Annotated in this window: 22 protein-coding genes and 1 tRNA gene; 12 read left to right on the forward strand and 11 right to left on the reverse strand. The window is 55.5% G+C overall.

Annotated features, from left to right (window positions below; all coding sequences use genetic code 11):
• Positions 1–8: 8 nt before the first annotated feature.
• The 3 genes from P0H77_RS14510 to yejF are packed head-to-tail and all read left to right on the forward strand — an operon-like array spanning position 9 to position 3719.
• A complete protein-coding gene (locus tag P0H77_RS14510; RefSeq protein ID WP_276157557.1) occupies positions 9–1103 on the forward strand; it encodes a microcin C ABC transporter permease YejB in 1095 nt (364 codons plus the stop codon).
• On the forward strand, positions 1103–2128 hold the full coding sequence (locus tag P0H77_RS14515) for a microcin C ABC transporter permease (RefSeq protein ID WP_276157558.1): 1026 nt from the start codon (positions 1103–1105) through the stop codon (positions 2126–2128). The genes P0H77_RS14510 and P0H77_RS14515 overlap by 1 nt, the downstream gene beginning before the upstream one ends.
• A gap of 1 nt (position 2129) precedes the next feature.
• On the forward strand, positions 2130–3719 hold the full coding sequence (yejF, locus tag P0H77_RS14520) for a microcin C ABC transporter ATP-binding protein YejF (protein WP_276157559.1): 1590 nt from the start codon (positions 2130–2132) through the stop codon (positions 3717–3719).
• A 3-nt stretch (positions 3720–3722) separates the two neighbouring features.
• Here yejF and P0H77_RS14525 read toward each other — a convergent pair whose 3' ends face one another.
• The 3 genes from P0H77_RS14525 to rsuA form a co-directional block, all read right to left on the reverse strand.
• Complete coding sequence (locus tag P0H77_RS14525; RefSeq protein ID WP_276157560.1) at positions 3723–4067, reverse strand: YejG family protein; 345 nt, start codon at positions 4065–4067, stop codon at positions 3723–3725.
• 309 nt (positions 4068–4376) lie between these two features.
• Positions 4377–5573: a Bcr/CflA family multidrug efflux MFS transporter gene (locus P0H77_RS14530; RefSeq protein WP_276157561.1), complete on the reverse strand. Its 1197-nt coding sequence runs from the start codon at positions 5571–5573 to the stop codon at positions 4377–4379.
• A 21-nt stretch (positions 5574–5594) separates the two neighbouring features.
• On the reverse strand, positions 5595–6296 hold the full coding sequence (gene rsuA / locus P0H77_RS14535; protein WP_276157562.1) for a 16S rRNA pseudouridine(516) synthase RsuA: 702 nt from the start codon (positions 6294–6296) through the stop codon (positions 5595–5597).
• Positions 6297–6435: 139 nt separating this feature from the next.
• Here rsuA and P0H77_RS14540 point away from each other — a divergent pair, with 139 nt between their 5' ends.
• Positions 6436–8196 carry a DEAD/DEAH box helicase gene (locus P0H77_RS14540; protein WP_276157563.1) on the forward strand — a complete coding sequence of 587 codons (1761 nt, stop codon included), beginning with the start codon at positions 6436–6438 and terminating at the stop codon, positions 8194–8196.
• Between the two features lie 124 nt (positions 8197–8320).
• Positions 8321–8605: a 50S ribosomal protein L25 gene (gene rplY, locus P0H77_RS14545; protein ID WP_103674319.1), complete on the forward strand. Its 285-nt coding sequence runs from the start codon at positions 8321–8323 to the stop codon at positions 8603–8605.
• Between the two features lie 56 nt (positions 8606–8661).
• Here the strand turns inward: rplY and yejK are convergent, their stop codons facing one another.
• The gene (gene yejK, locus P0H77_RS14550) at positions 8662–9669 is read right to left on the reverse strand and encodes a nucleoid-associated protein YejK (protein ID WP_276157564.1); all 1008 of its coding nucleotides are present in this window, start codon (positions 9667–9669) and stop codon (positions 8662–8664) included.
• A 134-nt stretch (positions 9670–9803) separates the two neighbouring features.
• Here yejK and P0H77_RS14555 point away from each other — a divergent pair, with 134 nt between their 5' ends.
• The 6 genes from P0H77_RS14555 to P0H77_RS14580 all read left to right on the forward strand — a co-directional run bounded on the left by P0H77_RS14555 (position 9804) and on the right by P0H77_RS14580 (position 16081).
• Positions 9804–10031 carry a YejL family protein gene (locus P0H77_RS14555; protein WP_176919011.1) on the forward strand — a complete coding sequence of 76 codons (228 nt, stop codon included), beginning with the start codon at positions 9804–9806 and terminating at the stop codon, positions 10029–10031.
• 19 nt (positions 10032–10050) lie between these two features.
• On the forward strand, positions 10051–11811 hold the full coding sequence (gene yejM, locus P0H77_RS14560) for an LPS biosynthesis-modulating metalloenzyme YejM (RefSeq protein WP_276157565.1): 1761 nt from the start codon (positions 10051–10053) through the stop codon (positions 11809–11811).
• A gap of 76 nt (positions 11812–11887) precedes the next feature.
• Positions 11888–11964 (forward strand) — tRNA-Pro (locus P0H77_RS14565).
• Between the two features lie 286 nt (positions 11965–12250).
• The gene (locus P0H77_RS14570; protein ID WP_276157566.1) at positions 12251–13597 is read left to right on the forward strand and encodes a glycoside-pentoside-hexuronide (GPH):cation symporter; all 1347 of its coding nucleotides are present in this window, start codon (positions 12251–12253) and stop codon (positions 13595–13597) included.
• A gap of 7 nt (positions 13598–13604) precedes the next feature.
• On the forward strand, positions 13605–15641 hold the full coding sequence (locus tag P0H77_RS14575) for a TIM-barrel domain-containing protein (RefSeq protein WP_276157567.1): 2037 nt from the start codon (positions 13605–13607) through the stop codon (positions 15639–15641).
• A gap of 200 nt (positions 15642–15841) precedes the next feature.
• Positions 15842–16081, forward strand: a complete 240-nt coding sequence (locus P0H77_RS14580) for a DinI family protein (protein ID WP_276157568.1) — start codon at positions 15842–15844, stop codon at positions 16079–16081.
• Positions 16082–16111: 30 nt separating this feature from the next.
• Here the strand turns inward: P0H77_RS14580 and mqo are convergent, their stop codons facing one another.
• Positions 16112–17752 carry a malate dehydrogenase (quinone) gene (gene mqo, locus P0H77_RS14585; RefSeq protein ID WP_346429438.1) on the reverse strand — a complete coding sequence of 547 codons (1641 nt, stop codon included), beginning with the start codon at positions 17750–17752 and terminating at the stop codon, positions 16112–16114.
• A 275-nt stretch (positions 17753–18027) separates the two neighbouring features.
• Between mqo and P0H77_RS14590 the strand changes: the two genes are divergently transcribed.
• Positions 18028–19275 carry a SulP family inorganic anion transporter gene (locus tag P0H77_RS14590; protein ID WP_276157569.1) on the forward strand — a complete coding sequence of 416 codons (1248 nt, stop codon included), beginning with the start codon at positions 18028–18030 and terminating at the stop codon, positions 19273–19275.
• On the opposite strand, the gene mgtE is transcribed toward P0H77_RS14590, so the two are convergent.
• The 6 genes from mgtE to P0H77_RS14620 all read right to left on the reverse strand — a co-directional run bounded on the left by mgtE (position 19238) and on the right by P0H77_RS14620 (position 26616).
• The gene (mgtE, locus tag P0H77_RS14595; protein WP_276157570.1) at positions 19238–20674 is read right to left on the reverse strand and encodes a magnesium transporter; all 1437 of its coding nucleotides are present in this window, start codon (positions 20672–20674) and stop codon (positions 19238–19240) included. The two genes, P0H77_RS14590 and mgtE, sit on opposite strands and share 38 nt — an antisense overlap.
• Before the next feature lie 147 nt (positions 20675–20821).
• Positions 20822–22465 (reverse strand): multidrug ABC transporter permease/ATP-binding protein, encoded by a 1644-nt coding sequence (locus P0H77_RS14600; RefSeq protein ID WP_276157571.1) that lies wholly within the window; start codon positions 22463–22465, stop codon positions 20822–20824.
• A gap of 85 nt (positions 22466–22550) precedes the next feature.
• The gene (gene alkB, locus P0H77_RS14605; RefSeq protein WP_276157572.1) at positions 22551–23189 is read right to left on the reverse strand and encodes a DNA oxidative demethylase AlkB; all 639 of its coding nucleotides are present in this window, start codon (positions 23187–23189) and stop codon (positions 22551–22553) included.
• Positions 23189–24250, reverse strand: a complete 1062-nt coding sequence (gene ada, locus P0H77_RS14610; RefSeq protein WP_276157573.1) for a bifunctional DNA-binding transcriptional regulator/O6-methylguanine-DNA methyltransferase Ada — start codon at positions 24248–24250, stop codon at positions 23189–23191. The genes alkB and ada overlap by 1 nt, the downstream gene beginning before the upstream one ends.
• Before the next feature lie 73 nt (positions 24251–24323).
• The gene (gene apbE / locus P0H77_RS14615) at positions 24324–25379 is read right to left on the reverse strand and encodes an FAD:protein FMN transferase ApbE (protein ID WP_276157574.1); all 1056 of its coding nucleotides are present in this window, start codon (positions 25377–25379) and stop codon (positions 24324–24326) included.
• A 118-nt stretch (positions 25380–25497) separates the two neighbouring features.
• Positions 25498–26616: a porin OmpC gene (locus tag P0H77_RS14620; protein ID WP_276157575.1), complete on the reverse strand. Its 1119-nt coding sequence runs from the start codon at positions 26614–26616 to the stop codon at positions 25498–25500.
• Positions 26617–26734 lie beyond the last annotated feature (118 nt).

Genomic DNA, 26734 nt, shown 5'->3' on the forward strand with positions numbered 1-26734 from the left:
GAGCAGGCATGGGCGCTTATTTACTTCGCCGCTTATTACTGGTGATCCCGACCCTGTGGGCGATTATCACCATCAACTTTTTTATTGTCCAGGTGGCCCCCGGCGGTCCGGTCGATCAGGCGATTGCCACCATTGAAATGGGCCAGTCTGCCGGTTTACCGGGTGCGGGCGGCGGCGGCCTCGGCACATCGCATGCACGGCCCGGCGTCGGTAATCTGAGCGAAAGCCATTACCGCGGCGGACGCGGTCTCGATCCGGAAGTCATCGCCGAAATCACCCGTCGCTATGGCTTCGATAAACCCCTGCACGAGCGCTATTTTAAAATGCTGTGGGACTACGTGCGCTTTGATTTCGGCGACAGCCTGTTTCGCAGCGCATCGGTATTAGATCTCATCAAGCAGAGCCTGCCGGTATCAATTACCCTTGGGCTATGGAGCACGCTCATCATTTATCTGGTGTCGATACCGCTTGGCATACGTAAAGCGGTGCAAAACGGCAGCCGCTTTGATACCTGGAGCAGCGCGTTTATTATTATCGGCTATGCAATTCCGGCATTTCTGTTTGCTATCCTGATGATCGTTTTCTTCGCAGGCGGCAGCTATTACGATATTTTCCCGCTACGTGGCCTGGTGTCGGCTAACTTCGATACCCTGCCCTGGTATCAAAAAATCACCGACTATCTGTGGCATATCACCCTGCCCGTGCTGGCAACGGTGATAGGTGGTTTCGCCGCGCTGACGATGCTGACCAAAAATTCGTTTCTCGATGAGATCCGCAAACAATACGTGGTCACCGCGCGGGCAAAAGGTGTCAGCGAGAAAAACATTCTCTGGGGACACGTCTTTCGCAACGCCATGCTGCTGGTGATCGCCGGATTCCCGGCCACGTTTATCAGCATGTTTTTTACCGGCTCACTGTTAATTGAGGTGATGTTCTCCCTGAACGGGCTGGGACTGTTGGGTTATGAATCGACGATTTCCCGTGATTATCCGGTGATGTTCGGCACCCTGTATATCTTTACCCTGGTCGGGCTGCTGCTGAACATTTTGAGCGATATCACCTATACGTTTGTCGATCCGCGTATTGATTTTGAGGGCCGCTGATGCGTCAGGTAAATTCCATCAATCAGGCCCGCTGGGCGCGTTTTCGCCATAATCGTCGTGGCTACTGGTCGCTGTGGATCTTCATGGTGATTTTTATCTGCTGCCTGTTATCAGAAATAATTGCCAACGATAAGCCGCTGCTGGTGCAGTATCAGGGAAGCCTGTACGTGCCGGTGCTGAAAAACTACAGCGAACGTGATTTTGGCGGACCGTTTACCACCGCGGCGGATTATCAGGATCCGTGGCTACAAAAACAGCTGGCCGATCATGGCTGGGTGCTGTGGGCGCCTGTTCGTTTTGGGGCTAACAGCATCAATTTCTCCAGCGATAAACCCTTTCCCGCGCCGCCTTCAGCACTAAACTGGCTGGGAACTGACGCCAATGGGGGGGACGTGCTGGCGCGTATTCTCTACGGATCGCGGATCTCGCTGCTGTTTGGTTTGATGCTGACCCTGTGTACCAGCGTGCTGGGCGTAGTGGCGGGAGCCATTCAGGGTTATTACGGTGGAAAAATCGACCTCTGGGGCCAGCGGATCATCGAAGTGTGGTCGGGAATGCCGACGCTGTTTTTGATCATCCTGCTTTCCAGTGTCATTCAGCCCAATTTCTGGTGGCTGCTCGGGATCACCGTTCTGTTTGGCTGGATGGCGCTGGTCGGCGTGGTGCGCGCGGAGTTTTTACGCACCCGTAACTATGACTATATTCGCGCGGCGCAGGCGATGGGCGTCAGCGATAGCGCGATTATTTTCCGTCATATGCTGCCCAACGCAATGGTCGCTACCCTCACTTTTCTGCCGTTTATTTTATGCAGCTCGGTCACCACGCTGACCTCGCTGGATTTCCTCGGTTTTGGTCTGCCGCTGGGATCGCCGTCGCTGGGCGAACTGCTTTTACAGGGCAAGAATAATTTACAGGCTCCGTGGCTCGGCATTACTGCCTTTTTATCGATAGCCATTTTGCTGTCGCTGCTGATTTTCATCGGCGAAGCCGTGCGCGACGCCTTCGATCCTAATAAGGCGGTATAAGATGACGCATCCACTATTAGCCATCGACCGGCTTTCCGTTGCCTTTACGCAACAGGGTGAAACCCGCACCGTGGTCAGTGAGTTGTCGCTTCTGGTGGAAGCGGGCGAAACGCTGGCGCTGGTTGGCGAATCAGGTTCCGGGAAAACGGTGTCGGCCCTGTCAATACTGCGTCTGCTTCCTTCCCCGCCGGTAAGCTGGCCGGAAGGCGATATCCGTTTTCACGGTCAGTCGTTACTGCACGCTGACGAGCGGACCCTGCGCGGCATTCGTGGCAATCGCATCGCCATGATATTCCAGGAGCCTATGGTTTCGCTCAACCCGCTGCATACCCTTGAGAAGCAGCTTTATGAGGTTTTATCGCTGCATCGCGGGATGCGCCGGGAAGCGGCACGGGCAGAAATTCTTACCTGTCTGGACCGGGTCGGCATTCGCAACGCCGCCCGTCGTCTTGCCGATTATCCGCATCAGCTATCCGGCGGCGAACGTCAGCGGGTCATGATTGCCATGGCGTTATTAACACGCCCGGAGTTGCTGATCGCCGACGAACCGACTACGGCGCTGGACGTGTCAGTACAGGCGCAAATCCTGCAACTGCTGCGTGAATTACGCCAGGAGCTGAATATGGGTCTGCTGTTTATTACCCATAATCTGAGCATCGTGCGCAAGCTGGCGGATAACGTCGCAGTCATGCAAAACGGTCGCTGCGTGGAGCAAAACCGCGCCGTCACGCTCTTTTCTGCACCCGCACATCCTTATACGCAGCGTCTGTTGAATAGCGAACCGTCAGGCGATCCGGTGCCTCTGCCGCCAGAATCCACGCCTCTGCTACAGGTAGAGGATCTGTGCGTTGAATTTCCGGTGCGCAAAGGCCTGCTGCGACGCGTCGTCGATCATAACCGCGTAGTGAAGAACCTGAGTTTTACCCTGCGTCCCGGTGAGGCGCTGGGGCTGGTTGGCGAATCCGGCTCGGGAAAAAGTACCACCGGGATGGCGCTACTGAGGCTCATCGCCTCAAAAGGGCGTATCCAGTTTGATGGTCAGCCGCTGGACGGATTAAGCCGTAAACAGCTGTTACCGGTGCGCCATCGTATTCAGGTGGTATTCCAGGATCCTAACTCGTCGTTGAACCCGCGCCTCAACGTGCTGCAAATTGTGGAAGAAGGGCTGCGCGTGCATCAGCCAACCCTCAGCGCTCAGGAGCGTGAAAAGCAGGTCATTGCGGTATTAGAGGAGGTGGGACTGGACGCGGAGATGCGCCATCGTTATCCGGCGGCCTTTTCAGGCGGGCAGCGCCAGCGTATTGCCATTGCGCGCGCGCTGATTTTGAAACCGGAGTTGATTATCCTGGACGAACCGACGTCATCACTGGATCGCACCGTACAGGCGCAAATCCTTGCGCTGCTGAAGTCGTTACAGGAGAAGCATCGTCTGGCCTATATCTTTATCAGCCACGATTTGCACGTCGTGCGTTCGCTGTGCCATCAGGTGATCGTACTGCGACAGGGGGAAGTGGTGGAGCAAGGCGAGTGCGGACGCGTATTTACCGATCCTCAGCAGGACTATACCCGCCAGCTATTAACCTTAAGCTGACGGTCAGAAAGGATTATGGCCTGAAAACGGCTCGGCAATCGCCACCCCGAAATTTTTTAACCGGCAGGTGGCGGCAAACTCATCTTGTCGGTTCACAAACAGACACGGTTCACCCTCACACTCCAGGACGGAGCAGTCGACTTCAATATCGCTTAATGCCTGACTCAGGGTGTGCATCACCGGCCAGGCGTTATCACCGTCCGGACTCAAAAGCTTCAGTGCGACCAGGCAGTTTTCACAGGCAGGCGTACTTTGCGGAATCGGTTCAACTCTTGAACCCGCAAATCCGGACAGCCAGCGATAGCTCTGCGGCAAACGGTGTACGATGGAGAGTTGTTGATGAGTCACTTTTTGGTCCCCGGAAGCAGTAAAATTAACAATTGATTCACATCAATATTAACACATGGTTGACAATTCGTCGTGCATCCTGAAGAAAACGCTTTCATTCACAACCAGTAAGGATTCTGAGGCTCGGCCAGCACGGAAGTGATTGGCGTTACAGGAGCCTTTTGGCGCTATATGTACCCCTTTTTGTGATCTAAAACAACCTTTTTAACAACATTGGCGTGACTTTTTACATGAGATGTTTTTACAAAAAACAAACATTTCATGGGAAAGAGGCGGGTTCGGGGACCATAATGCCCCCGAGAATGCAGATTAGCGTGCGGATTTTTTACTGCGGCTGGCGTACAAACAGAACAGAATCGAGCTGGTCGCACACAAGGCGATTGACAGAATCATCGGCCAGGCGGTGCTAAACGTCGCCAGCGACAGCAGCGCACCGACAATCGCGCCGATGCCAAAACGGAAGGTGCCTGCCAGGGAAGACGCCGTACCCGCCATATGCGGAAACTCATCCAGAATGACCGCCATCGCGTTGGAGGACACCAGTGATACGCAGCCGACAAACGCCGCAACGCCCACCACCATCGACCAGAAGCCGACATCGAAAAGCCCGCACACCACCAGCCATACTGCGGTGGCAAACTGAACCCACAGCCCGGCGCGGAACATATTCAGCGCCCCTACCCGCCGGACAAATCGGCTGTTTACGATGGTCAGTGCAAACAGGAAAACGATATTCAGGGCAAAGTAATAGCCGAAGTGCTGCGGTGGAACATGATTTAGTTCGATGTAAACAAACGGCCCCGCGCTCAAAAACGAGAACATTCCGGCGAAGCTGAAGCCGCTTGCCAGCATATAGCTCAGCACGCGTTTATGCCGAAACAGCGAGGCAAAATTACCGCCCGTTGTACGAAGGCGGAATTTCTGTCGCCGTTCAACTGGCAGCGTCTCGTCGATGAAAAAGAAAATCATCGCTGAGGCCAGCAGCGCGGCAACCGCGAGGATCCAGAATATTGTGTGCCAGCTAAACCAGATGAGTACCGCGCCGCCGACCATCGGTGCCACCAGCGGGGCGATAGTCGTAACCAGCATCACGAACGACATCATGCGCGAAAATTCTTCTTTCGGATAAATATCGCGCATCAGAGCGTTAATCACCACGCTTGCCGCCGCCGCGGCCAGCCCGTGAAAGAAGCGCATCACAATCAGGTAGTCAATGGTTTGCGAAAGAGCACATGCCGCGGCCGCGGCCGCAAACACCAGCGTACCGCCAAGGATCACCGGCTTACGTCCAAGGCTGTCCGCCATCGGCCCGTACAGGAGCTGACCGAGGGCAAAGCCAAGGATATAGGTGCTGAGCGTCATCTGCGCACTGCCGGCAGGCACGCCGAACTGCGCGGAAATAACCGGCAACGCAGGCAAATACATATCAATCGAAAGCGGCATCAGCATGGCCAGCAGGCCAAGAATAAACACGATACCCAGCGAGGAGCGCTGCTTTGTCGTCACCCTTAACTCCTGTTATTCATATTACGGCGTGCCAGGACTGGCAATTTCTTCTTCCGTCAGCGCCCGGTATTCGCCCGGCGCCAGATCCGCATCCAGCACAATTCCGCCGATGCGCTCACGATGCAGGCCAACTACATGATTGCCCACGGCAGCAAACATGCGTTTTACCTGATGGTAGCGGCCTTCGCTGATAGTCAAACGCACTTCGGTCGGAGTGATCACCTCAAGCGTGGCGGGCTTCGTCAGATCTTTTTCATTGTGGAGCTGTACGCCACGCGCGAACTGTTCAGCGGTATCTTCCGTCACCGGCGATTCCAGAGTGACAAGATAGGTTTTTTCGCAGTGATGGCGCGGAGAAGTGATACGATGCGACCACTGGCCATCGTCGGTCATCAGCACCAGCCCGGTGGTGTCGATATCCAGGCGTCCTGCGGCATGCAGCTTGTACGCCACCGGTTCGTCGAGAAAGTAAAGTACTGTCGGATGATCCGGATCGTCAGTCGAGCAGACGTAGCCCTGCGGTTTGTTGAGCATGAAATAGCGCGGACCGTGCTGCTGGGCAAGCGGATTGCCGTCATAGGCGATCGCATGTTCCGGTTGAAGTTTAAAGGCGCTGTCCCTTACTATTTCGTCATCCACCGTGACACGGTTGGCACGAATTTCACGCCCGGCAATAGCACGGCTTACGCCAAGCTGCTGAGCGATAAATTTATCAAGTCGCATGAATTATTTTTGCCTGTAATTATGCCTGGAGTCGGACAACGTTGTCCGAAAAAAAGAAGCGGTTCTGCACCTCACAGTATAGCGGCCTGTGACTGCCGCTCAAGGGAAAAAGCACCACGGCATACTATTTAAGATGAATATGACCTTTACTCTTCGCCCTTATCAACGGGAAGCGGTGGATGCCACCCTCGCCCATTTCCGCCAGCATCAGGAACCGGCCGTTATCGTGTTGCCCACGGGGGCCGGAAAAAGCCTGGTCATTGCCGAGCTGGCAAGGGTGGCGCGTGGGCGCGTGCTGGTGCTGGCTCACGTCAAAGAACTGGTCGAGCAAAATCACGCCAAATACCTGGCGCTGGGGCTGGAGGCGGATATTTTCGCGGCGGGCCTGAAGCGTAAAGAGAGCCACGGCAAAGTAGTTTTCGGCAGCGTGCAGTCGGTGGCACGTAATCTGGAGGCGTTCCAGGGTGAATTTTCCCTGCTGATCGTCGATGAATGCCACCGGATCAGCGACGATACGGACAGCCAGTATCAGCAAATTCTGGCGCATTTATCCGCCGCCAACCCTCGTCTGCGGCTGCTGGGGTTGACCGCAACACCTTTTCGTCTCGGCAAAGGCTGGATTTATCGTTTTCACTATCACGGCATGGTGCGCGGCGATGAAAAAGCGCTGTTTCGCGACTGTATTTATGAACTGCCGCTGCGCTATATGATTAAACACGGCTACCTGACGCCGCCGGAGCGGCTGGATATGCCGGTGGTCCAGTATGATTTCAGCCGCCTTCAGGCCCAAAGTAACGGCCTATTTAGCGAGGCGGATCTTAACCGCGAGCTAAAAAAACAGCAGCGCGTTACGCCACATATCATCAGCCAGATTATCGAGTTCGCCGCGACGCGCAAAGGCGTGATGATTTTTGCCGCCACCGTGGAGCACGCGCGGGAAATTGTCGGCCTGCTGCCAGCCAGCGAAGCGGCGCTGATTACCGGTGAAACCCCGGGCGCACAGCGTGATGAATTGATTAGCGCCTTTAAAGCCCAACAGTTTCGATATCTGGTCAATGTGTCGGTACTGACGACCGGATTCGACGCGCCGCACGTCGATTTGATTGCCATTTTGCGCCCTACCGAGTCCGTCAGCCTGTATCAGCAAATTGTTGGACGCGGATTGCGTCTGTCGCCGGGTAAAACCGATTGCCTGATCCTCGACTACGCGGGCAATCCACATGATTTGTACGCTCCTGAGGTGGGAGCGCCGAAAGGCAAAAGCGATAACGTCCCGGTGCAGGTGTTTTGTCCAGCCTGCGGCTTTGCCAACACGTTCTGGGGGAAAACCACCGCCGACGGCACGCTGATTGAGCACTTCGGCCGCCGCTGTCAGGGCTGGTTTGAAGATGATGAAGGGCATCGCGAACAGTGCGATTACCGCTTTCGTTTCAAAAATTGCCCGCAGTGTAACGCGGAGAATGATATCGCTGCCCGCCGCTGTCGTGAGTGCGATACGGTGCTGGTCGATCCCGATGACATGCTGAAGGCGGCGCTGAAGTTAAAAGATGCGCTGGTCTTGCGCTGCGGCGGCATGACCCTGCAACACGGGGCCGATGAGAAAGGCGAATGGCTGAAAATTACCTACTACGATGAGGATGGAGCCGACGTCAGCGAGCGGTTCCGTCTGCAAACGCCTGCGCAGCGAACCGCCTTTGAACAGCTGTTTATTCGTCCGCATACGCGCACGCCCGGCGTGCCATTACGCTGGATCACCGCCGCCGATATCGTGGCGCAACAGCCGTTGCTGCGCCATCCCGATTTTGTAGTCGCGCGTAAGAAAGGTCAGTACTGGCAGGTGCGCGAAAAACTGTTTGATTACGCCGGACGTTACCGCCGCGCCAATGAATTGCGCGGTTAGGCGCGCTTTTCATTGCTGTTACGGACGTACGGGTATAGAATACCGCCCGCTTTTGCACACGCAAAGCAGATCGCTTACCTGTTACTGGGTCGCCTGTAGCAGGATTTATTGAAGAGAGAAATTAATGTCTACTATCAACGCAGAAGTACGTAAAGAGCAGGGTAAGGGTGCGAGCCGCCGCCTGCGCGCAGCTAACAAGTTCCCGGCTATCGTTTACGGTGGAACTGAAGCTCCGATCGCTATCGAACTGGATCACGACAAAGTGATGAACCTGCAAGCTAAAGCTGAATTCTACAGCGAAGTGCAGACTCTGGTTATCGATGGCAAAGAAGTAAACGTGAAAGTTCAGGCTGTACAGCGTCACCCGTTCAAGCCGAAACTGTCTCACATCGACTTCGTTCGCGCGTAATCGCTGACAAGTTAAGAAGAACCCCGCTCCGGCGGGGTTTTTTTATGCGCTAAATCTTATTTACCGCCGGAAGTGCGGCGCTGAAGCTGATCGCGCAGGTTCGGTGGCGTGCCTTTAATGGTTAGCGTATCGGTAGCCGGATCCCAGAAAATGCGCTCGCCAAGCAGCAAGGCGTCAAAGTTGATGGTTAATCCACCGCCGCTACCGGCGTATTTGGTTAACTGCCGCAGGGTGCTACGGTCTGCCGGAAAATGCTCTTCCAGCTCATAACCTTTCTCGGCGGTAAACTCGCTGAAGCTCACTTCGCTGACGCTGGAAAGCTCTTTCGACAGCGACTCCAGGGCAATTTCCTCCCCTGCCTGAAGCTGCTCGCTACAGTAATCGTACACCTGCTGGCGCACCGTCTGGCGTTCTGACTTATCCAGTTGCGCCTCGGCGGTAAAGTCGTCAACCGCCTGCAACAGGCCACGGTTTTGCGCTTTGGCATTCAGCCCTTCACTGGCACCAAGGAAATCCATAAAGAAATCGGCGACCTTGCGCCCTACCCGCCCTTTGAGGAACGTCAGGTAGCGCGTGGATTCCGGGTTGGTTTCCCACTCGGTCAAATCAATACGGGCAACGATATCCGCATGGTTAATATCCAGATAGTGAATAGAACTGATATCCAGATTTTCGTTCACCCGCATGCTGCTTAAGTTGTTCAGCACCGCCACCAACAGATATTCCACCGCCAGATAACGGTAATGGCAGAACAGGACGATACCGCCGTCAGCAAACGGATATTTCGCCAGCTCATCGCGCAGTCGCCCGGTTGCCGCCCGGCTGAAAGCCAGGAAGTCTTCCTCGCCCTGACGTTGCAGACGCAGCGCCTGCGCCAGCTCGCTTTCTTCGCTAAACAGGCCGTAGGCTTTGTTTTTGGCGCTGTAAACCCGGTGCAGCTCGGCCATCATCTCTTCGACGGGGGCCGTTGGCTCCAGCAATGAATCGCGCAGCACCAGTTCCAGGCTTTGTTCATCACGCTTGATTAACTGATGCAGGGCAATCTGGTTGATATCCAGACTCATGGTAAACTCTCCTTTTGGACCGAACGGTAATCAACCACCGTCGGTGGCCTCACAGTGTAAGGTGAAAAAAAGGGGAAAAAAAGCTGTTGCTACGGTAATATGTTGCCCTTTCATGAACAGACTGATTTTGATTTATGCCACAACACTCCCGCTATAGTGATGAACACGTTGAACAACTGCTGAGCGAGCTGGTCAATGTATTAGAAAAACACAAAACCCCCACCGATCTTTCATTGATGGTGCTGGGGAACATGGTGACGAATCTGATTAATACCAGCATCGCACCGGCTCAGCGTCAGGCTATCGCCCGTTCTTTTGCCCAGGCGCTGCAATCCTCGGTAAGCGACGAACAGGCGCACTAAGGAAAACGAACGACTGCATATGGTGACTCATCGTCAGCGCTACCGTGAAAAAGTCTCCCAGATGGTTAGCTGGGGGCACTGGTTTGCCCTGTTCAACATTTTGTTGGCAACGGCGATCGGTAGCCGCTATCTTTTTGTCGCCGACTGGCCGACAACACTGCCGGGACGCGTTTATTCGTACCTGAGTATCGTTGGGCATTTCAGCTTCCTGGTGTTCGCCACCTATCTGCTGATCCTGTTCCCGCTCACCTTTTTTGTGATGTCGCAGCGGCTGATGCGGTTTATTTCCGCCATTCTTGCCACTTGCGGAATGACGCTTCTGCTGATTGATAGCGAAGTGTTTACCCGCTTCCACCTGCACCTTAACCGCATCGTCTGGGAACTGGTGTTTAATCCCGATCAAAATGAAACCGCGCGCGACTGGCAATTAATGTTTATCAGCGTGCCGGTCATTTTGCTTATCGAGATGCTGTTTGCTACCTGGAGCTGGCAGAAGTTGCGCAGCCTGACGCGCCGTCGTCGCTACGCAAGGCCAGTGGTAGCGCTGTTCTTTATCGCCTTTATTGCCTCGCACAGCATCTATATCTGGGCCGATGCCAATTTCTATCGCCCGATTACCATGCAGCGCGCCAACCTGCCGCTCTCCTATCCGATGACCGCTCGCCGGTTCCTCGAAAAACATGGCCTGCTGGACGCGCAGGATTACCAGCGCCGGCTGATTGAGCAAGGCGATCCGGAGGCGGTCTCCGTTCAGTATCCGCTAAGCGATCTGCACTACCGCGATATGGGAACCGGCCAGAACGTGCTGCTGATCACCGTTGATGGCCTGAACTATTCCCGTTATGAACAACAGATGCCGGGGCTGGCCAGCTTTGCCCGGCAGAATATCAACTTTACCCAGCATATGAGTTCGGGTAACAGCACCGACAACGGCATTTTCGGTCTCTTTTACGGTATTTCACCGGGCTATATGGATGGCGTGCTGTCGTCGCGCATTCCCGCCGCGCTGGTGACGGCGCTGAATCAGCAGGGCTATCAACTGGGGCTGTTCTCCTCCGACGGCTTTAGCAGCCCGCTTTATCGTCAGGCGCTGCTCTCTGATTTCTCTCTGCCGCCTGCCCGGACGCAGTCCGATGCGCAAACGGCGAACCAGTGGATTAACTGGCTCGATCGCTACGCGCAGGAAGATAACCGCTGGTTCTCGTGGATAGCCCTTAATGGCACCAACGTCGATGAGAGCAATCAGCAAGCCTTTACCCGTCGTTACACGCGTGCGGCGGCGGATGTTGACGCACAGATTTCCCGCGTGCTGGATGCGCTAAAAGCCTCCGGCAAGCTGGACAACACGGTAGTGATTATCACCGCAGGTCGCGGCGTTCCGCTGGATAAACAGCGCGAGGAATTTGACTGGTCTCGCGCCCGGCTTCAGGTGCCGCTGGTTATTCACTGGCCGGGAACGCCTGCGCAGCGCATCAACAGCCTCACCGATCATAAAGACGTGATGGCGACCCTGATGCAGCGGCTGCTGCGGGTAACAACGCCTGCCAATGAATATTCTCAGGGCCAGGACCTGTTCAGCGTTACCCGTCGCTATAACTGGGTGACGGCGGCCAGCGGCAATACGCTGGCTATCACCACGCCGCAGGAAACCGTGGTGCTGGGGCATAACGGTGATTACAAAACCTGGAATGCCCACGGCGACAAAATACGCGATCGCAAACCGCAGATGAGTTTACTGCTCCAGGTTCTGACGGATGAAAAACGCTTTGTCGCTAACTGATTGATTAATTATAAATCAGTCAGCAAATCGGCAGCTTGCAATCGCTGAAGAAAGCGGTACTATTAGGCCCACAAATCGGCACGTAGCGCAGCCTGGTAGCGCACCGTCATGGGGTGTCGGGGGTCGGAGGTTCAAATCCTCTCGTGCCGACCAAAAAATCCCTTAAAAAAACCAACCGCAAGGTTGGTTTTTTTATGCCTGCCTGTCTCTTACCTCAGCACACCTTTATCTCCACCGCGTCTCGTCTTCACGCCCTCGCCGTTGTGCAAATAAATAGCCCCGTCAAATGAATCACTTAATGTACGCCGTATTTTGTTACCGGTATCACATTAAGCATTTTACATAACTGTAATACCAAATATCACAATTGTTTAACCTTTCTGTTCGCCCACACTATAGGCTGCTTTCAGGTAAGTTTGATTTCAACCAGGCAGGCGACATGACGACTACAAAGGTTACCCGTAAAGAAAAAATCAGCTATGGACTGGGGGATATGGCCAGCCATATCGGTCTCGACAACGTCATTATCTTTTTAACGTTCTATTACACCGACGTTGTTGGCCTGCCTGCAGCGTTTGTCGGCACCATGTTTTTACTTGCCCGTACCGCAGACGCCATTATTGACCCGGCGATGGGCTATATGGCGGACAGAACGCGCTCGCGCTGGGGCAAGTTTCGCCCCTGGATGCTATGGCTGGCGCTGCCTTTCGGCGCAAGCTGTCTGTTAACTTATGCTGTTCCTGAGTCGCTGGATATGACGGGAAAAATGATCTTTGCCAGCGTCAGCTATACCTTCATGATGTTGATGTATACCGCTATCAATATTCCCTACTGCTCGATGGGCGCGGTCATCACTCCGGATAACGATGAGCGTATCGCTTTACAATCCTGGCGTTTCTTCCTTGCCACCCTTGGCGGCGCGCTGTCGACATTCTTTATGATGCCGCTGGCGGAATACCTTGGCGGTGCCGATAAACTGGCGGGATATCGCTGGGCAATGGCCATTATGGCAGGCGTGGCGGTTATCATGTTCTGGGTGTGCTTCGCCAACACCCGGGAACGGATCAAAGCCCCGGCGACGCATAACAATTATCTGAGTGAGCTGCGTGATTTATTGCGCAACGATCAGTGGCGCGTGGTGGCGGTGCTGGTATTAACCAATATTGGTTTCGGCGTCATCCGCCTGGGCGCGATGATGTATTTCGTGACCTATTATCTGGGTAACGCCGCGTATTTTATGTGGATGCTGGCCGCGCATATCCTGGGTAAAGCAGCGGGTAGCGTGCTGGCTAAGCGTCTGACCCGCAACGCTAATAAGGTCAGAATGTTTGGCTACTGCTCCGTGCTGGCGGGCGTACTCAGCATCGGTCTGTTCTTTGCCCCTAAATCCGTCATCCTGCTGGTACCGATGACCTTCATTGTTTCTACTCTTTATCAGGCTACCACCACTCTGATGTGGGTAATGATGGCAGACGTCGCGGATTACGGGGAATGGCGTCAGGGTAAGCGCATGGATGGCATCATCTTTTCTACTTTTCTTGCCGTACTCAAGCTTGGTATGGCGCTCAGCGGCGCAATTGTTGGCTGGACTCTGGGCTTTAGCGGATACGTTGCCAATGCCCCGGAACAGGCGCCGCTGGCGATGTACTGTATTGTCGCACTGTTCACCGTGGTTCCGGGACTGCTGTCGCTTGCCGCCTTTGTGACGCTGCGCTGGTACCGACTTGATGATCACACCATGCAGGAGATCAACCTCTCTAAAGTTCAATCAATTGTTAAAGGATAATGAAGCCATGAGCGAATTACTTCAGCGAGATGGGGCGATAGAATGGCGCTTCGAACGACACATTCTGCGCATTGAGCCGTGGGGAGAACATAGCCTGCGCGTGCGGGCAACCTGCGCCCCCGGCTTCAGCGATGCGGCGCATGCCCTGCTTCCTCCGGAGGTATACCAGGGGAAGATTCAGCAGGATGCAGAAACCCTGACGCTGACGAATGGCAATATCTGCGCGGTACTAAATTTGAAAGGCCAACTGGCGTTTTACAACCAGCGTGGTGAACTTCTGCTGGAGGAAATGTGGCGTCAGCGTTCCACCGTAGGTATTGGTGCAAGTGAAAAAAGTCAGGATAAGTATGTCAGCGCGCTTAAACTGGATGGCCGGGAATTTAAGCCTCTCCCTGGAGGAAAATACCAGCTTACGGTACGTTTTGAAGCCCGCGATGGCGAACGCCTGTACGGGATGGGGCAATATCAACAGCCCTGGCTGGATCTCAAGGGATGCTCGCTGGAACTGGCCCAGCGTAATTCTCAGGCCAGTGTGCCCTTCCTCCAGTCGAATCTCGGGTACGGCATGCTGTGGAACAACCCGGCAATCGGTGAGGCGGTTTTCGCTAAAAACCACACTCACTGGACAGCGCGCGTTACCGGGGAGATGGATTACTGGATCACCGCAGGGGATAACGTCGCGCAGATCACCCGACAATATGCCCGCGCAACGGGTACGCCGCCCCATGCCCCCGACTTTATAAGCGGCCTGTGGCAGTGCAAACTGCGCTATCGTAATCAGCAGGAAGTGCTGGATGTGGCCCGCGAATACCGACGCCGTAATCTGCCGCTGTCGGTGATAGTGATCGATTTTTTCCACTGGCCGAATCAGGGGACCTGGTGCTTTGATCCGGTTGACTGGCCCGATCCCAAAGCGATGGTAGAGGAGCTCGAGTCGCTGGGTATTAAAGTGATGGTCTCCGTCTGGCCCACGGTGGAAGCCCGTAGCCCTCTGTTTCCCCCTATGAAAGCCAAAGGCTGGCTGGTGACCAGCGATCGCGGCGTACAGGTCAATCTTGACTTTATGGGTAACACTACCTTCTTTGATGCTACCCATCCGCAGGCGCGCCAGTTTGTCTGGGAGACCGTGAAAAAGAACTATTATGACCTCGGCATTAAACTGTTCTGGCTGGATGAGGCAGAGCCGGAATACCGGGCTTACGACTTTGATAACTATCGCTATCATGCCGGCCCCGTACTGGAAGTGGGTAATCGTTATCCGCGTGATTTTGCCCAGGGATTTTATGACGGCTTGAGAGAGGCAGGCGAAAGCGGGATCGTTAATCTGGTGCGCTGTAGCTGGGCAGGCAGCCAGCGCTACGGAGTACTGGCATGGTCTGGCGATGTTCACTCCTCCTTCCATGCTTTCCGTAACCAGCTGGCTGCCGGACTAAATATGGGGCTGGCGGGTATTCCATGGTGGACAACGGATATCGGCGGTTTTCAGGGCGGGAATATTCACGATGCGGCGTTCCATGAACTATTGATCCGCTGGTTCCAGTGGGCGGTATTCTGCCCCGTGCTTCGGATGCACGGCTATCGCGAACCGCGCGTTCAGCCGCCGGAAAGCTACCGCAACGGTATCCCGCAGTGCGACAGCGGTTCGCCGAATGAGCTATGGAGTTACGGCGAGGAAAACTTCGCCATTATGCAGCACTGGCTCGGCGTGCGGGAAACGTTGCGGCCATATATTGACGCTCTTTATGAAAACGCGCACCGTCACGGCGATCCGCTGATGCGTCCGCTGTTCTGGCATTACCCTGACGAACCGCAAAGCTGGCAAACAGAAGATCAGTATCTGTTTGGTGACGATTTGCTGGTCGCTCCGATCATGTATGCCGGTCAACGGCAGCGTGAGGTCTGGCTGCCGGGCGGACACGACTGGGTCAATCTCCAGGGCGAGCGTCTGCGGGGCGGACAACGCGTCATGGTAGCGGCCGGGCTGGAGACTATCCCGCTCTTCATCCGGGAAGGGAGTCCGCTGATCCCACTGCTGGTAAAATAATCCCTTCACGTACACCCGCAGCAGCGAATGACGCGGGCTACGCGTTTACTTGCGCATCATTGCCTCTGTTAAAAACCAGCCGTAAGGTTGGTTTTTTCGTTGGCTGGCCAGAGCGCACAAAAAGCCCACGAAAGCGCTGTACTTTCCCGTTGCGGCTGGTAAATTGCTGTACATAAAAACAGTGTCCCAGAGGCGGTAAAATGTTTGTAGAACTGGTTTACGATAAACGTAACGTGGCTGGCCTTCCCAACGCGCGGGAAATTATCCTTGAAGAACTTACGCGTCGCGTACATCGTATTTTTCCTGACGCCGATGTGCGGGTTAAACCGATGCAGGCCAACGGGCTGAACAGCGACGCCAGTAAGAGCGATCGGGAAAAACTGAACCGCATGCTGGAAGAAATGTTCGATGAAGCCGATATGTGGCTGGTGGCCGAGTAAGCGTTGCCTTCGCCGCGCTTACCCGGTGGATCACAGCGCGATGTCGGCAACCGGTTCAATACTTACCGGTTGCGGCTTACTCTGCGGCTGCGGTACTGCATCCGGCTGGCGCGGTGGTGCATAGTCCAGTTCCAGCACGTTGCTGGTCCATGCCATCATCTCCTGCATGGCGGCCGGACGACCGTCGAGAGGCATTCCGTAGCCAGGCACAATCTGTTTCAGTTTGGCCTGCCATTCTGGCGATGCCATTTTCCGGGCGAACACCTTCTCCATCAGGTGCAGCATAATCGGCGCGGCGGTTGACGCGCCGGGTGAGGCGCCCAGCAGCGCCGCGACGGTTCCTTCGTCATCAGACACCACTTCGGTCCCCAGCCGCAACACCCCGCCCTTTTGCGCATCACGTTTGATAATTTGCACCCGCTGCCCGGCCTGCCATAGCCGCCAGTCCGCTTTTTCAGCCTGCGGATAATACGCGCGTAATGCCGCAAAACGGTCCTCATCCTTTTGCAGAACCTGGCCGACCAGATACTTCACCAGCGCAAAATTATCCAGCCCGACATTGACCATCGGCAGCAGATTGGAGGCATTAGTAGAGCTAAGCAGATCCCAGAGAGAACCGTTTTTCAGAAAGCGGGTTGAAAAGGTGGCGAAGGGACCGAACAGCAGCACTCGCTTGCCGTCAATAATGCGGGTATCGATATGAGGAACCGACATCGGCGGCGCGCCGGTAGAAGCCTGACCATACACTTTCGCCAGATGATGCCGGGCAATCTGCGGATTTTCACAGACCAGAAACTGACCGCCTACCGGGAAACCGGCATAGTCGTTCGCCTGTGGAATACGCGTTTTTTGCAGTAATTTGAGCGCTGCACCGCCCGCACCGATAAAGATAAATTTGGCCCGGATCAGACGGCTGGCTTTCGGGTTATCGGCGTCTGACATCCGCACCGTCCAGCTGTTATCCGCATTGCGTTTAAAGCCGCGTACCTGGGTATTAAGCTGCAGGGTGAAGTTATCCTGCTTTTGCAGCGCCGCGATAAACTGACGGGTAATTTCGCCATAATTGACGTCGGTGCCATTGTCAGTACGCGTTGCCGCGATCTTTTGCTGTGGATCGCGCCCTTCCATCACCAGCGGCGCCCACGCTCTGATTTGCTGATGATCTTCTGAATAGCGCATGTCGCGGAACAGCGTGCTTTGCTGAAGCGCCCTGTAACGTGCTCGCAGGAAATTAACGTGCTCTTCGCCCCAGACGAAACTGATATGGGGCACGCTGTTGATAAAACTGCGCGGCTGGTGCAATACGCCGCGTTCGACCTGATGCGCCCAGAACTGGCGGGATAGCTGGAAAGCTTCGTTGATTTCGACGGCTTTCTCAATGCTGATCGAGCCATCCGAATGTTGCGGCGTATAGTTCAGTTCCATCAGTGCCGAGTGGCCGGTACCAGCATTATTCCAGCCGTTAGAGCTCTCCTGAGCGACACCGTCCATGCGCTCAACCATAGTGATGGACCATGCTGGCTCCAGCTCCTGAAGACAGGTGCCGAGGGTCGCGCTCATGATGCCACCGCCAATTAACAGTACATCGGTAACATGCTCACGGCGATGCGCGCCAGCACGGGCACGCGGCTCCCTTTCCCCGGCTCGGGGGATGGCGGTATTTCTTTTCATCGTAATAATTGCCTTACGGAACTTACGTTCTGACAGATGCAGGTGAAACGATTCGGGTATTCCACGTTATCACCGCCGTCTGAAAAATTAAATATTGTTTAAAGTTTAAATTTTGTTTTAGCTTGAGTTATGAAAATGTTTAATAATTGATGCAGTCAAACGATAAAAAGTGCTGGTCGTGCGGTGTGCCAGCCGTTACTATTCTCCGTTTTGTGATTTTCCGCACGGACGCCTGATAATCGTTATGGAAGCCCTCTTATTGCCTGCGGATCTGTATGTCTGAAACTCAATCGTCTTTATCGCCCGCCCGTCAGGGTGCAATTGGCAGCGTAATACGCTCGCCGTCGCTGCTGCTGCGCGAATCACTGGCCGGGGTGATCACCGCGCTGGCGCTGATCCCGGAAGTCATCTCTTTCTCCGTCATTGCCGGGGTTGACCCGAAAGTGAGCCTGATCGCTTCAGTGGTATTATGCCTGGCGATGTCGGTGCTCGGCGGGCGTCCGGCCATGGTTACCGCAGCGGCAGGTTCCGTGGCACTGGTGATCGGGCCAATGGTTCACCAGCACGGCGTGGCCTATATTCTCCCCGCCGTGGTGCTGGCCGGGATCATTCAAATCATTTTTGGTCTGAGCGGTATGGCACGTCTGATGCGTTTTATTCCGCAGGCGGTAATGACCGGCTTTGTAAACGCGCTGGGCATTTTGATTTTCTTCGCCCAGGTGCCGCACTTCTGGAGCCGAAGCCCGCTGGTGATCGGTCTGTTTGTGCTGACGCTATTGATTGTGCTGTGGGTGCCGCGTTTTACGAAAAGCATCCCCTCCCCGCTCATTGCCATTGTGCTGTTGACGATTTTTACCATCACTACCGGCCAGTTGATGCCTACGGTCGGCGATGAAGGGTCGATGGGCGGCGGAATGCCGGGCTTTAGCGAACTGCTGGTGCCGCTGGATCTCCATACCCTGAGTATTATCTGGCCGTGCGCGCTAAGCATCGCCTTCGTGGGATTAATGGAATCCCTGCTGACCGCAAAACTGGTAGACGACCTGACCGCGACCGCCTCGAATAAACATCGGGAAAGCACCGGCCTCGGCATCGCCAACATTCTGGCAGGCTTTTACGGCGGCATCGCCGGGTGTGCGATGATTGGACAAACCATCGTTAACGTGGAGATGGGCCGCGCGCGCAGCCGCATTTCTACCGTGGCAGCCGGCCTGGTGCTTCTGCTGCTGGTCACGGGCTTAAGTGAGGTGATGGCGAAAATCCCGATGGCCGTGCTGGCCGGGATTATGGTTATCGTGGCGGTAAAAACCTTTAGCTGGCACAGTATCCGCCCCGCCACGCTAAAAAGCGCACCGTGGCCGGAAACCGTGGTGATGATGATTACCGTTGCCGCGACGGTGACAACGGGGAATCTGGCGATTGGCGTACTGGCAGGCGTTATTACCATGGCCATCATGCCGCACCGCATTAAGCGAAAATACCGGCTTAAAGCAGAAAAAGCGTCGCCAGACCAAGAAAAATAAAGAAGCCACCGGTGTCGGTAATCGCGGTGATCATCACGCTTGAGCCGACCGCCGGGTCATGGCCCAGTTTGGTCATTATCATCGGGATCAGTACGCCCATTAGCGCGGCGACCAGCAGGTTGAGCACCATCGCCAGCATCATCACGCCGCCCAGTGCGGGATCGCCGTACAACGCCCAGGTCACGCCGCCCATAATGCCGCCCCAGACCAGGCCATTGATCAGCGCCACGCCCATCTCACGCAGGATCAAGAAAGAGAAATTGCCCGGCTGAATATATTGCAGGGCCAGCGCCCGGACGATCATCGTAATCGTCTGGTTACCGGTATTGCCACCGATGCCCGCGACAATCGGCATCAGAGAGGCCAGCGCCACCAGCCGGGAAATGGTATGTTCAAAACCATCAATCACCCGCGAGGCGATAAACGCGGTGCACAAATTGACCGCAAGCCACGCCCAGCGCGTTTTTACCGCTTTATGAACCGGAGCAAAAACGTCTTCGTCACCGCTTAACCCGCTCATCTGACGCAGGTCGTTATCGGTCTCGCGGTACACAACATCGACGATTTCATCTATGGTAATACGCCCCATCAGCTTGCCGTCGGGATCGACCAGCGCGGCGCTTATCAGGTTATCGCGCTCAAAGGTTCGCGCCGCTTTTTCCGCATTCTCTTCAGGATGGAAAGCCAGAATATCGCGCTCCATCACGTCGCCGACGTTCAGGCTGGCAGGCGAGATAAGGATCGTTTTTAACTCCAGCTCGCCCAGCAGCGTATTCTCCCTGTCGGTGACAAACAACTTGTCGGTGTTTTCCGGGATTTTACCCAGCCGCCGCAGATAGCGCTGCACCGTACCCAGCGTCACCTCCGGGCGCACGGTAATGACTTCAAACTCCATGATCGCGCCGACGCTACCGGGATCGTAGTTCATTACCTGCCGTACACGCGCCCGCTCCGCGGGCGACAGCGTCGCCAGCAGGCGTCCCGTCAGATTACGCGGCAGATGCTGAACAATATAAATTTGCTCATCGATATCAAGGGTATTCATGGCTTCCAGCAGCGCCTTGTCGCTCATCTGATCGATGAGATCGTCCCAGACGTTTTCGGACGCCTCAAGCAGAACCTGTCCACGCTTGTCGTCGCCAATCAGTAGCCACAGTGCGCGACGTTCTTCCGCAGGCAGGGCTTCCAGCGCATCAGCTAGATCGGCCGGTTTCAGGTGTTCAACCAGTACGCCAACTTCGGCAATTTGATTTTCCAGCGCGCCGCTGTCGAACTGCTCGACCAGGGTCAATTTATTCAGCAGTGAGGAGGTAATGGCTTTATCGGTGGTGAGCAGCCAGATCAGGCGTGCACGCTCTTCATCGCGCAATCGGGCGCTATTATTGGTCGAAACGGACATCGGTGGATCCTTGGGTCATTTCATTACGCCAGACAGGGTGGCTGGGGCATTAAGCATAGCGCGGAGTGGGCAATTAATGATAAACGAAGCGAATGAGTGCGGAAAAAATAAGCGGTAGCGCCTCCCGATGAGCGGGAGGCGCTATTGTCACGCGGTGCGGGCAACGGCGTCACGAGAGGCCAGCGCCCGCTCCTCGCCGGTGAGTTCAGAAAGCTGGCCGTCGCGCATTTCCAGCAGTCGGTCGGCGTGGATGAAATAGTGGTCGTCATGGCTAATGGCGAAAATGGTTTTACCCATCGCCTGCATCAGCGGCAGAAGAACCTGATAAAACTCGCGGCGGAAATGCGGATCCTGATCGGCGGCCCATTCGTCCAGCAGGATGATATCGCGCTCTTCTGCCAGCGCCAGCAGCAGCGCCACGCGTTTTTTCTGTCCTTTGGACAGCTTCAAATCGAGGATCCTGCCGTTTTCCAGGGTCAGTTTATGGCTCATTTTCAGCTGCGCGACCCAGCGTTCCACCAGCACAGGATCGGCAGGTTTACCTTCCGCGCCGAGCAGTTGATCGAATAGCCAGACATCGGTAAATACCGCAGAGAAAAGCTTACGGTAATCTTCCGGGTGGTCCGCTGCCAGCGGCTCGCCATCAAGTAGAATCTGGCCTGACACGGGCTGATATAACCCGGTAAGCAGCATAGCAAGGGTAGATTTACCACTGCCATTGCCGCCAATCAGGAAAACCAGCTCGCCGCGATTCAGGGTCAGGTTAATCGGCCCCACGGAGAAGGAGTTATCCCGGTAGCTAAAGGTGACGTCACGCAGTTCCAGGGTCTGCCACTGAGCATAGATTTTCGGCTGCGGAAATTCAGGTCTGAACGCCGCCAGGTCAAATTGTTTGAGCTTATTGAAGGCTACCTGGGCGCTGAGCAGCGTCGGCAGTGCGCCAACGGCGGAAAGCAGCGGCGTGCGCAGGAAGAGTAGCGTTAATGAATACGTCGCCGCGACGTTAGTGTCCGCCCAGCCGAGGCTGTTGGCCATCCAGAAAACCAGCCCGATGGCACCCAGCATCATAATGTTGGACCAGTTGACGGCGCTCAGATGGAAGGTATCCGTGCGCACAATATGATGACGATACTCTTTGGCGTCTGGCAGGTAGATGTTATTAAAAATATGCTCCGCGCGCTCGCGGTTGAGCGTCAGCTCCTTGCGCCCTTCCAGTACCATCTGATAGTCGTGATACAGTTTATCTTCGGTCTCACGCAGGGTGGCCATATGGCGATAGACGCGTGCGACCAGCACAAATCCCCCCCAGATGGTCAACGCCATCCACAGGGCGGTGATTAACAGCATTTTTGTCGAGAGCGTCGCCAGGTAAGCCGCCGATCCGATGGTCAGGATGATCCCCTGTACCAGCTCCGGCAGACGGACAAAAGCGATGGTGATATTACGGATATCGCTGCTCAAACCCGCCAGCAGCGTGGCGCTGCCCAGTTTCTCAATCTGCTCGATGCGGGTATCAAGAATACGTTTGATAAACTCACTGCGCAGGCGATAAACGAAATGATGGCCCAGCGTGGTAAGGGCCAACTGTGAGCCCAGCGTGACCGCCATCAGCAACAGCAGGAGGCCGAGGAATTCCGGCAGCACGACCAGCGTCGTATCCACGGATTCGATCAGGCGCAGGTTGATGAAGGCAATCAGGCCGATGCCCAGCGCAGCACTGACTAAGCTTAGCGCCATTACCGCGATGAAAGGCCAGCGATACTGACGCCAGACAAGCAGGAGGAGTTCCATAAATACAATCCGCAAGAAAAATCAGCCAGCAGTGTAAACTGCACGGCGCTGACATCAAGAATAATTCTTATTTTTATTCAACAAATCAGGTCTGGCGAAAAGTCAGATTGTAGCGACAGCGTCCGGTGACCGGGTGATCGCCCTCTTTCAGCGGTTGTATCCCATGATAAAACAACCGCGACGGCCCCCCCCATACCACGACATCGCCATGTTCCAGCAGCGTGCGCTGAAGGGGATCGCTGCGTTTCAGGCCGCCGAACTGAAAGATGGCCGGAAGTCCCAGCGAGACGGACACGATGGGCGCGCACAGCGCTTTTTCATCTTTGTCCTGATGCAGCGAGAGTTTAGTACCCGGCAGATAGCGGTTGATCAGACAGGCGTCCGGCGTGAAATCCGCGTAGCCTGCTGCCGTCGCCGCGTCATCGGCCAGCGTGCGAAAAATACCCGGCAGCGGCGGCCAGGGTTCCTCGGTCAGCGGATCGCGAGGTGAATAAAGGTAGCCCCGGCTATCAGTGGTCCAGCCCAGCGGGCCACAGTTGGTCATCGCCACCGACATGGTATAGCCGCCAGGGGTGATCATCTGGCGGAACGGCGAGACACGCGCAACCTCGTCAATCGCCGCCAGCAGCGGCACGGCGCGGCTGAGCGCAAAACGGCGCAATATTGTGGCGCCTGGTCCCAGCGGCTCCTGCCAGGGTTCAACATCGGCAAAGAGATCGAGCATTATTCCTCCTGCTGTGCCTCACGGCGTAGTAAAGCGGCTTTACGCGATACTCCCCAGCGGTAGCCGGAGAGCGCGCCATCGCCTCGCACTACACGGTGACAGGGGATCACTAACGCCAGTTTGTTCGCCGCGCAGGCGCTGGCGACGGCACGCACGGCGCGCGGATGACCGATTGCCTTTGCGATTTGCTGATAGCTGCGGGTTTCACCGGCGGGAATTTCCCGCAGCGCCTGCCAGACGCGCATCTGAAAAGCCGTCCCGCGAATGTCCAGCGGCAGCGTAAGGGATGCCGGATCGCCATCCAGGCAGGCAATGACCTGATTGAGCCCGGCGGAAAATGCGCTATCGCCCGGCACGCATTGCGCCTGGGGAAACATCGTCGCAAGCGAAGCCACCAGGGCGTCATCATTTTCGCCCAGTAAAATCGCACATACGCCACGTTCGCTGACCGCGACCAGACAGCGCCCCAGCAAACAACTCTCCAGAGCAAAACGGATGGTCATCGCTTCGCCACCGCGACGGTACTGACGCGCGGTCATCCCCAGAGTGGCGTCGGCCTGACGATAAAAGGCGCTGGTGGCGGAGAATCCGGCGTTCATTACCGCGTCGGTGACGGCCTCGCCCTGCGTCAGCGCATTACGCAAACGCCGGGCGCGTTGCGCCTGCTGCCAGGCTTTTGGCGTCATTCCGGTGACCGATTTGAACAAACGATGTAAATGAAAAGGGCTTACGGCCAGGATATGCGCCAGCATGTTTAGCGTAACGGGCGTTTCCTGCTCCAGGAGGCGACAGGCCCGCGCCACAAGATCAATATGTCTGGTATGCGGAGAAAGCCCCGTCGGCTGACAGCGTTTACAGGGACGAAAACCGGCGGCCAGCGCCGCCTGCGCATCGGTATAGAAGCGAACGTTTTCCCGCAGGGCATGGCGCGCCCGACAGGAGGGACGACAAAAGATACCCGTGGTGACCACGGCGAAAACAAACTGACCGTCGGCACGGGCATCGCGCGCAAGCACCGCTTGCCAGCGGCGCTCGGCATCGGTAAGGGTAGTGTGTGTCATAAGCAGGCTCCTGTAATAAGGGTAGCTCTACTCTGGCAAAACGCCGCCGGTAAAAAACCGACAATCTTGCTTTTTAATTTTTTTCAGCCAGTAAAAATCCGGCAAACTGCGGTGACATCCAGGTTTTAAACGCATCACCCTCTTTCACGATCATATACACCGCCAGTCCCTGCTCCCTGACCACCTCTTTTGCCTGCTCGGGGCCGAGTACCATCAGACCGGTATCCCAGCTGTCGGCTTCCAGCGCGCTGGGGGCGATGACCGTGACCGACACCAGCGTGTGCTCAATGGGCCGTCCGGTCTGCGGATTAATCACATGGGAGATGCGTTTGCCGTCCAGTTCATAATAGTTGCGGTAGCTGCCGGACGTACTGATGCCATGGCCGTTGATATCCACGATGGCCTGAACGGCGTTCTCGCGATCGGTCGGCTTCTGAATAGCGACGCGCCACGGTTTGCCCTCGCCGTTCATCCCCCGGCTGACCAGCGCCCCGCCAACGGAGACCAGGTAACGTGAAATGCCCTCCTGCTCCATCAGCCTGGCGAGATGATCGGCGGCATAGCCCTCGCCTACCGTGGAAAGATCGATGAACAGATCGGGAATATCTTTTTGCAGGTATTGCTGCCCTGCCCGTGAAATAACGGTGAGATGTTGCAGGCCGGTACGCGCCCGGGCTTCGGCGATTTGCTGGTCGCCCGGGGTGGTGACCGGCTGCTTATCCGGACCAAATCCCCACAGGTTCACCAGCGGACCGACGGTGATATCCATCGCTCCGTTGGTTTTAGCGCCAATGCGCAACGCCTCGGTGACGATATCCGCCATCGCCTCACTCACCGGCCACAGCGTCGTACTTTGCGAACGATTAAAACGCATCAGCGCCGAGTCTGGTTTCCAGGTCGACAGAAGTTGATCGTCAGCGTCAAGCTGGATCTGAATTTTTTCCCGGAGCGATTCGAGGCGCTCTGGCTCTACGTTGATGACGCTGACCCGCCAGACGGTGCCCATCGTTTTTCCTTCAAGCACGGTGGGAGGCGTGGTGTCAGAAGGCGCAGAAACCGGTGCATTATCGCAGCCGGTAAGTAAAACAAAGGCGGTCACTATCACCGCGCGAAGAAATGTCATGTCCATTGGTTTTTTATCCTCTTACTGAGGGGCGTAAGAGTACACCTGTTCGACCATTTTTGAACACCCGATCCGTGCGCAATAAAAAAGGGCCCGCAGGCCCTTTACCGAAAAAGTCAGCACATCAGAACTGGTAAACCAGACCCAGCGCCACGATATCATCGGTGCTTACGCCCGCGTTGCGGGTGAAGTCGTTGTCATCCAGCAGGTTGATTTTGTAATCAACGTAGGTAGACATGTTTTTGTTGAAGTAGTAAGTCGCGCCAACATCAACGTATTTCAGCAGATCCTGATCGCCATAGTCTCTGGTGCCGTTGTTGATGTCTTTACCTTTCGACTGCAGGTAAGCCACGGACGGACGCAGGCCGAAATCGAACTGATACTGGGCTACCGCTTCAAAGTTCTGCGCTTTATCTGCAAAACCGTATGCGTCACCACTGCTGCTGCCGCCAAAACGGGTAGCGTTATAAGACTGGGTATACTGCGCTGCCAGGTAAACATTGTTAGCGTCATATTTCAGGCCGCCGGAGTAAGTGGTTGCGCGATCGCCGCTACCGTAGATGCCCGGCAGATCGTTCTGATCAGAGGTACGTTTGGAGCTGGCAACCGCACCACCGATGCTGAAGCCTGAACCCAGATCGTAGGTTAAAGAACCACCGACGCCGTCGCCATTCTGACGCAGGACGCTACGACCACCCGCATCTTCTCCGTCAACGTCGCCATTGCTGCCCTGATACTGTACGGCAAAGTTCAGGCCGTCAACCAGACCGAAGAAGTCGGTATTACGGTAGGTTGCTACGCCGTTAGCACGAGATTGCAGGAAGTTGTCTGCACCGTAAGTGTCGCCGCCGAACTCTGGCAGGACGTCGGTCCAGGAGGTCACGTCATAAACGACGCCGTAGTTACGACCGTAGTCGAAAGAACCCGCTTCGTTGAATTTCAGGCCCGCAAAGCCAACACGGGTCCAGGAATCGTTTGAACCTTCATCGGTGTTACCCTGAACCTGGTATTCCCACTGGCCGTAACCGGTGATCTGGTCATTGACCTGGGTTTCGCCTTTGAAGCCGATACGCACGTAAGTCTGGTCGCCATCGCTACCGTCGTCATCGGAGAAATAGTGCAGACCATCAACTTTACCGTACAGGTCTAATTTGTTGCCGTCTTTGTTATAAACTTCAGCCGCATTCGCTGCGCCTGCTACCAGCAGAGCTGGTACCAGGAGGGATAGTGCTTTAACTTTCATGTTATTAACCCTCTGTTATATGCCTTTTATATGCTTTTTTTAGTTGCCACTGCTTTACTGGTTATTGGTTGCCCATTAACCCGTCGGCGAAACCATTTTGCGGCAAAATACAGAATAA

Origin of the sequence: Superficieibacter sp. HKU1 (assembly GCF_029319185.1) — a bacterium.
Taxonomy (GTDB): domain Bacteria; phylum Pseudomonadota; class Gammaproteobacteria; order Enterobacterales; family Enterobacteriaceae; genus Superficieibacter.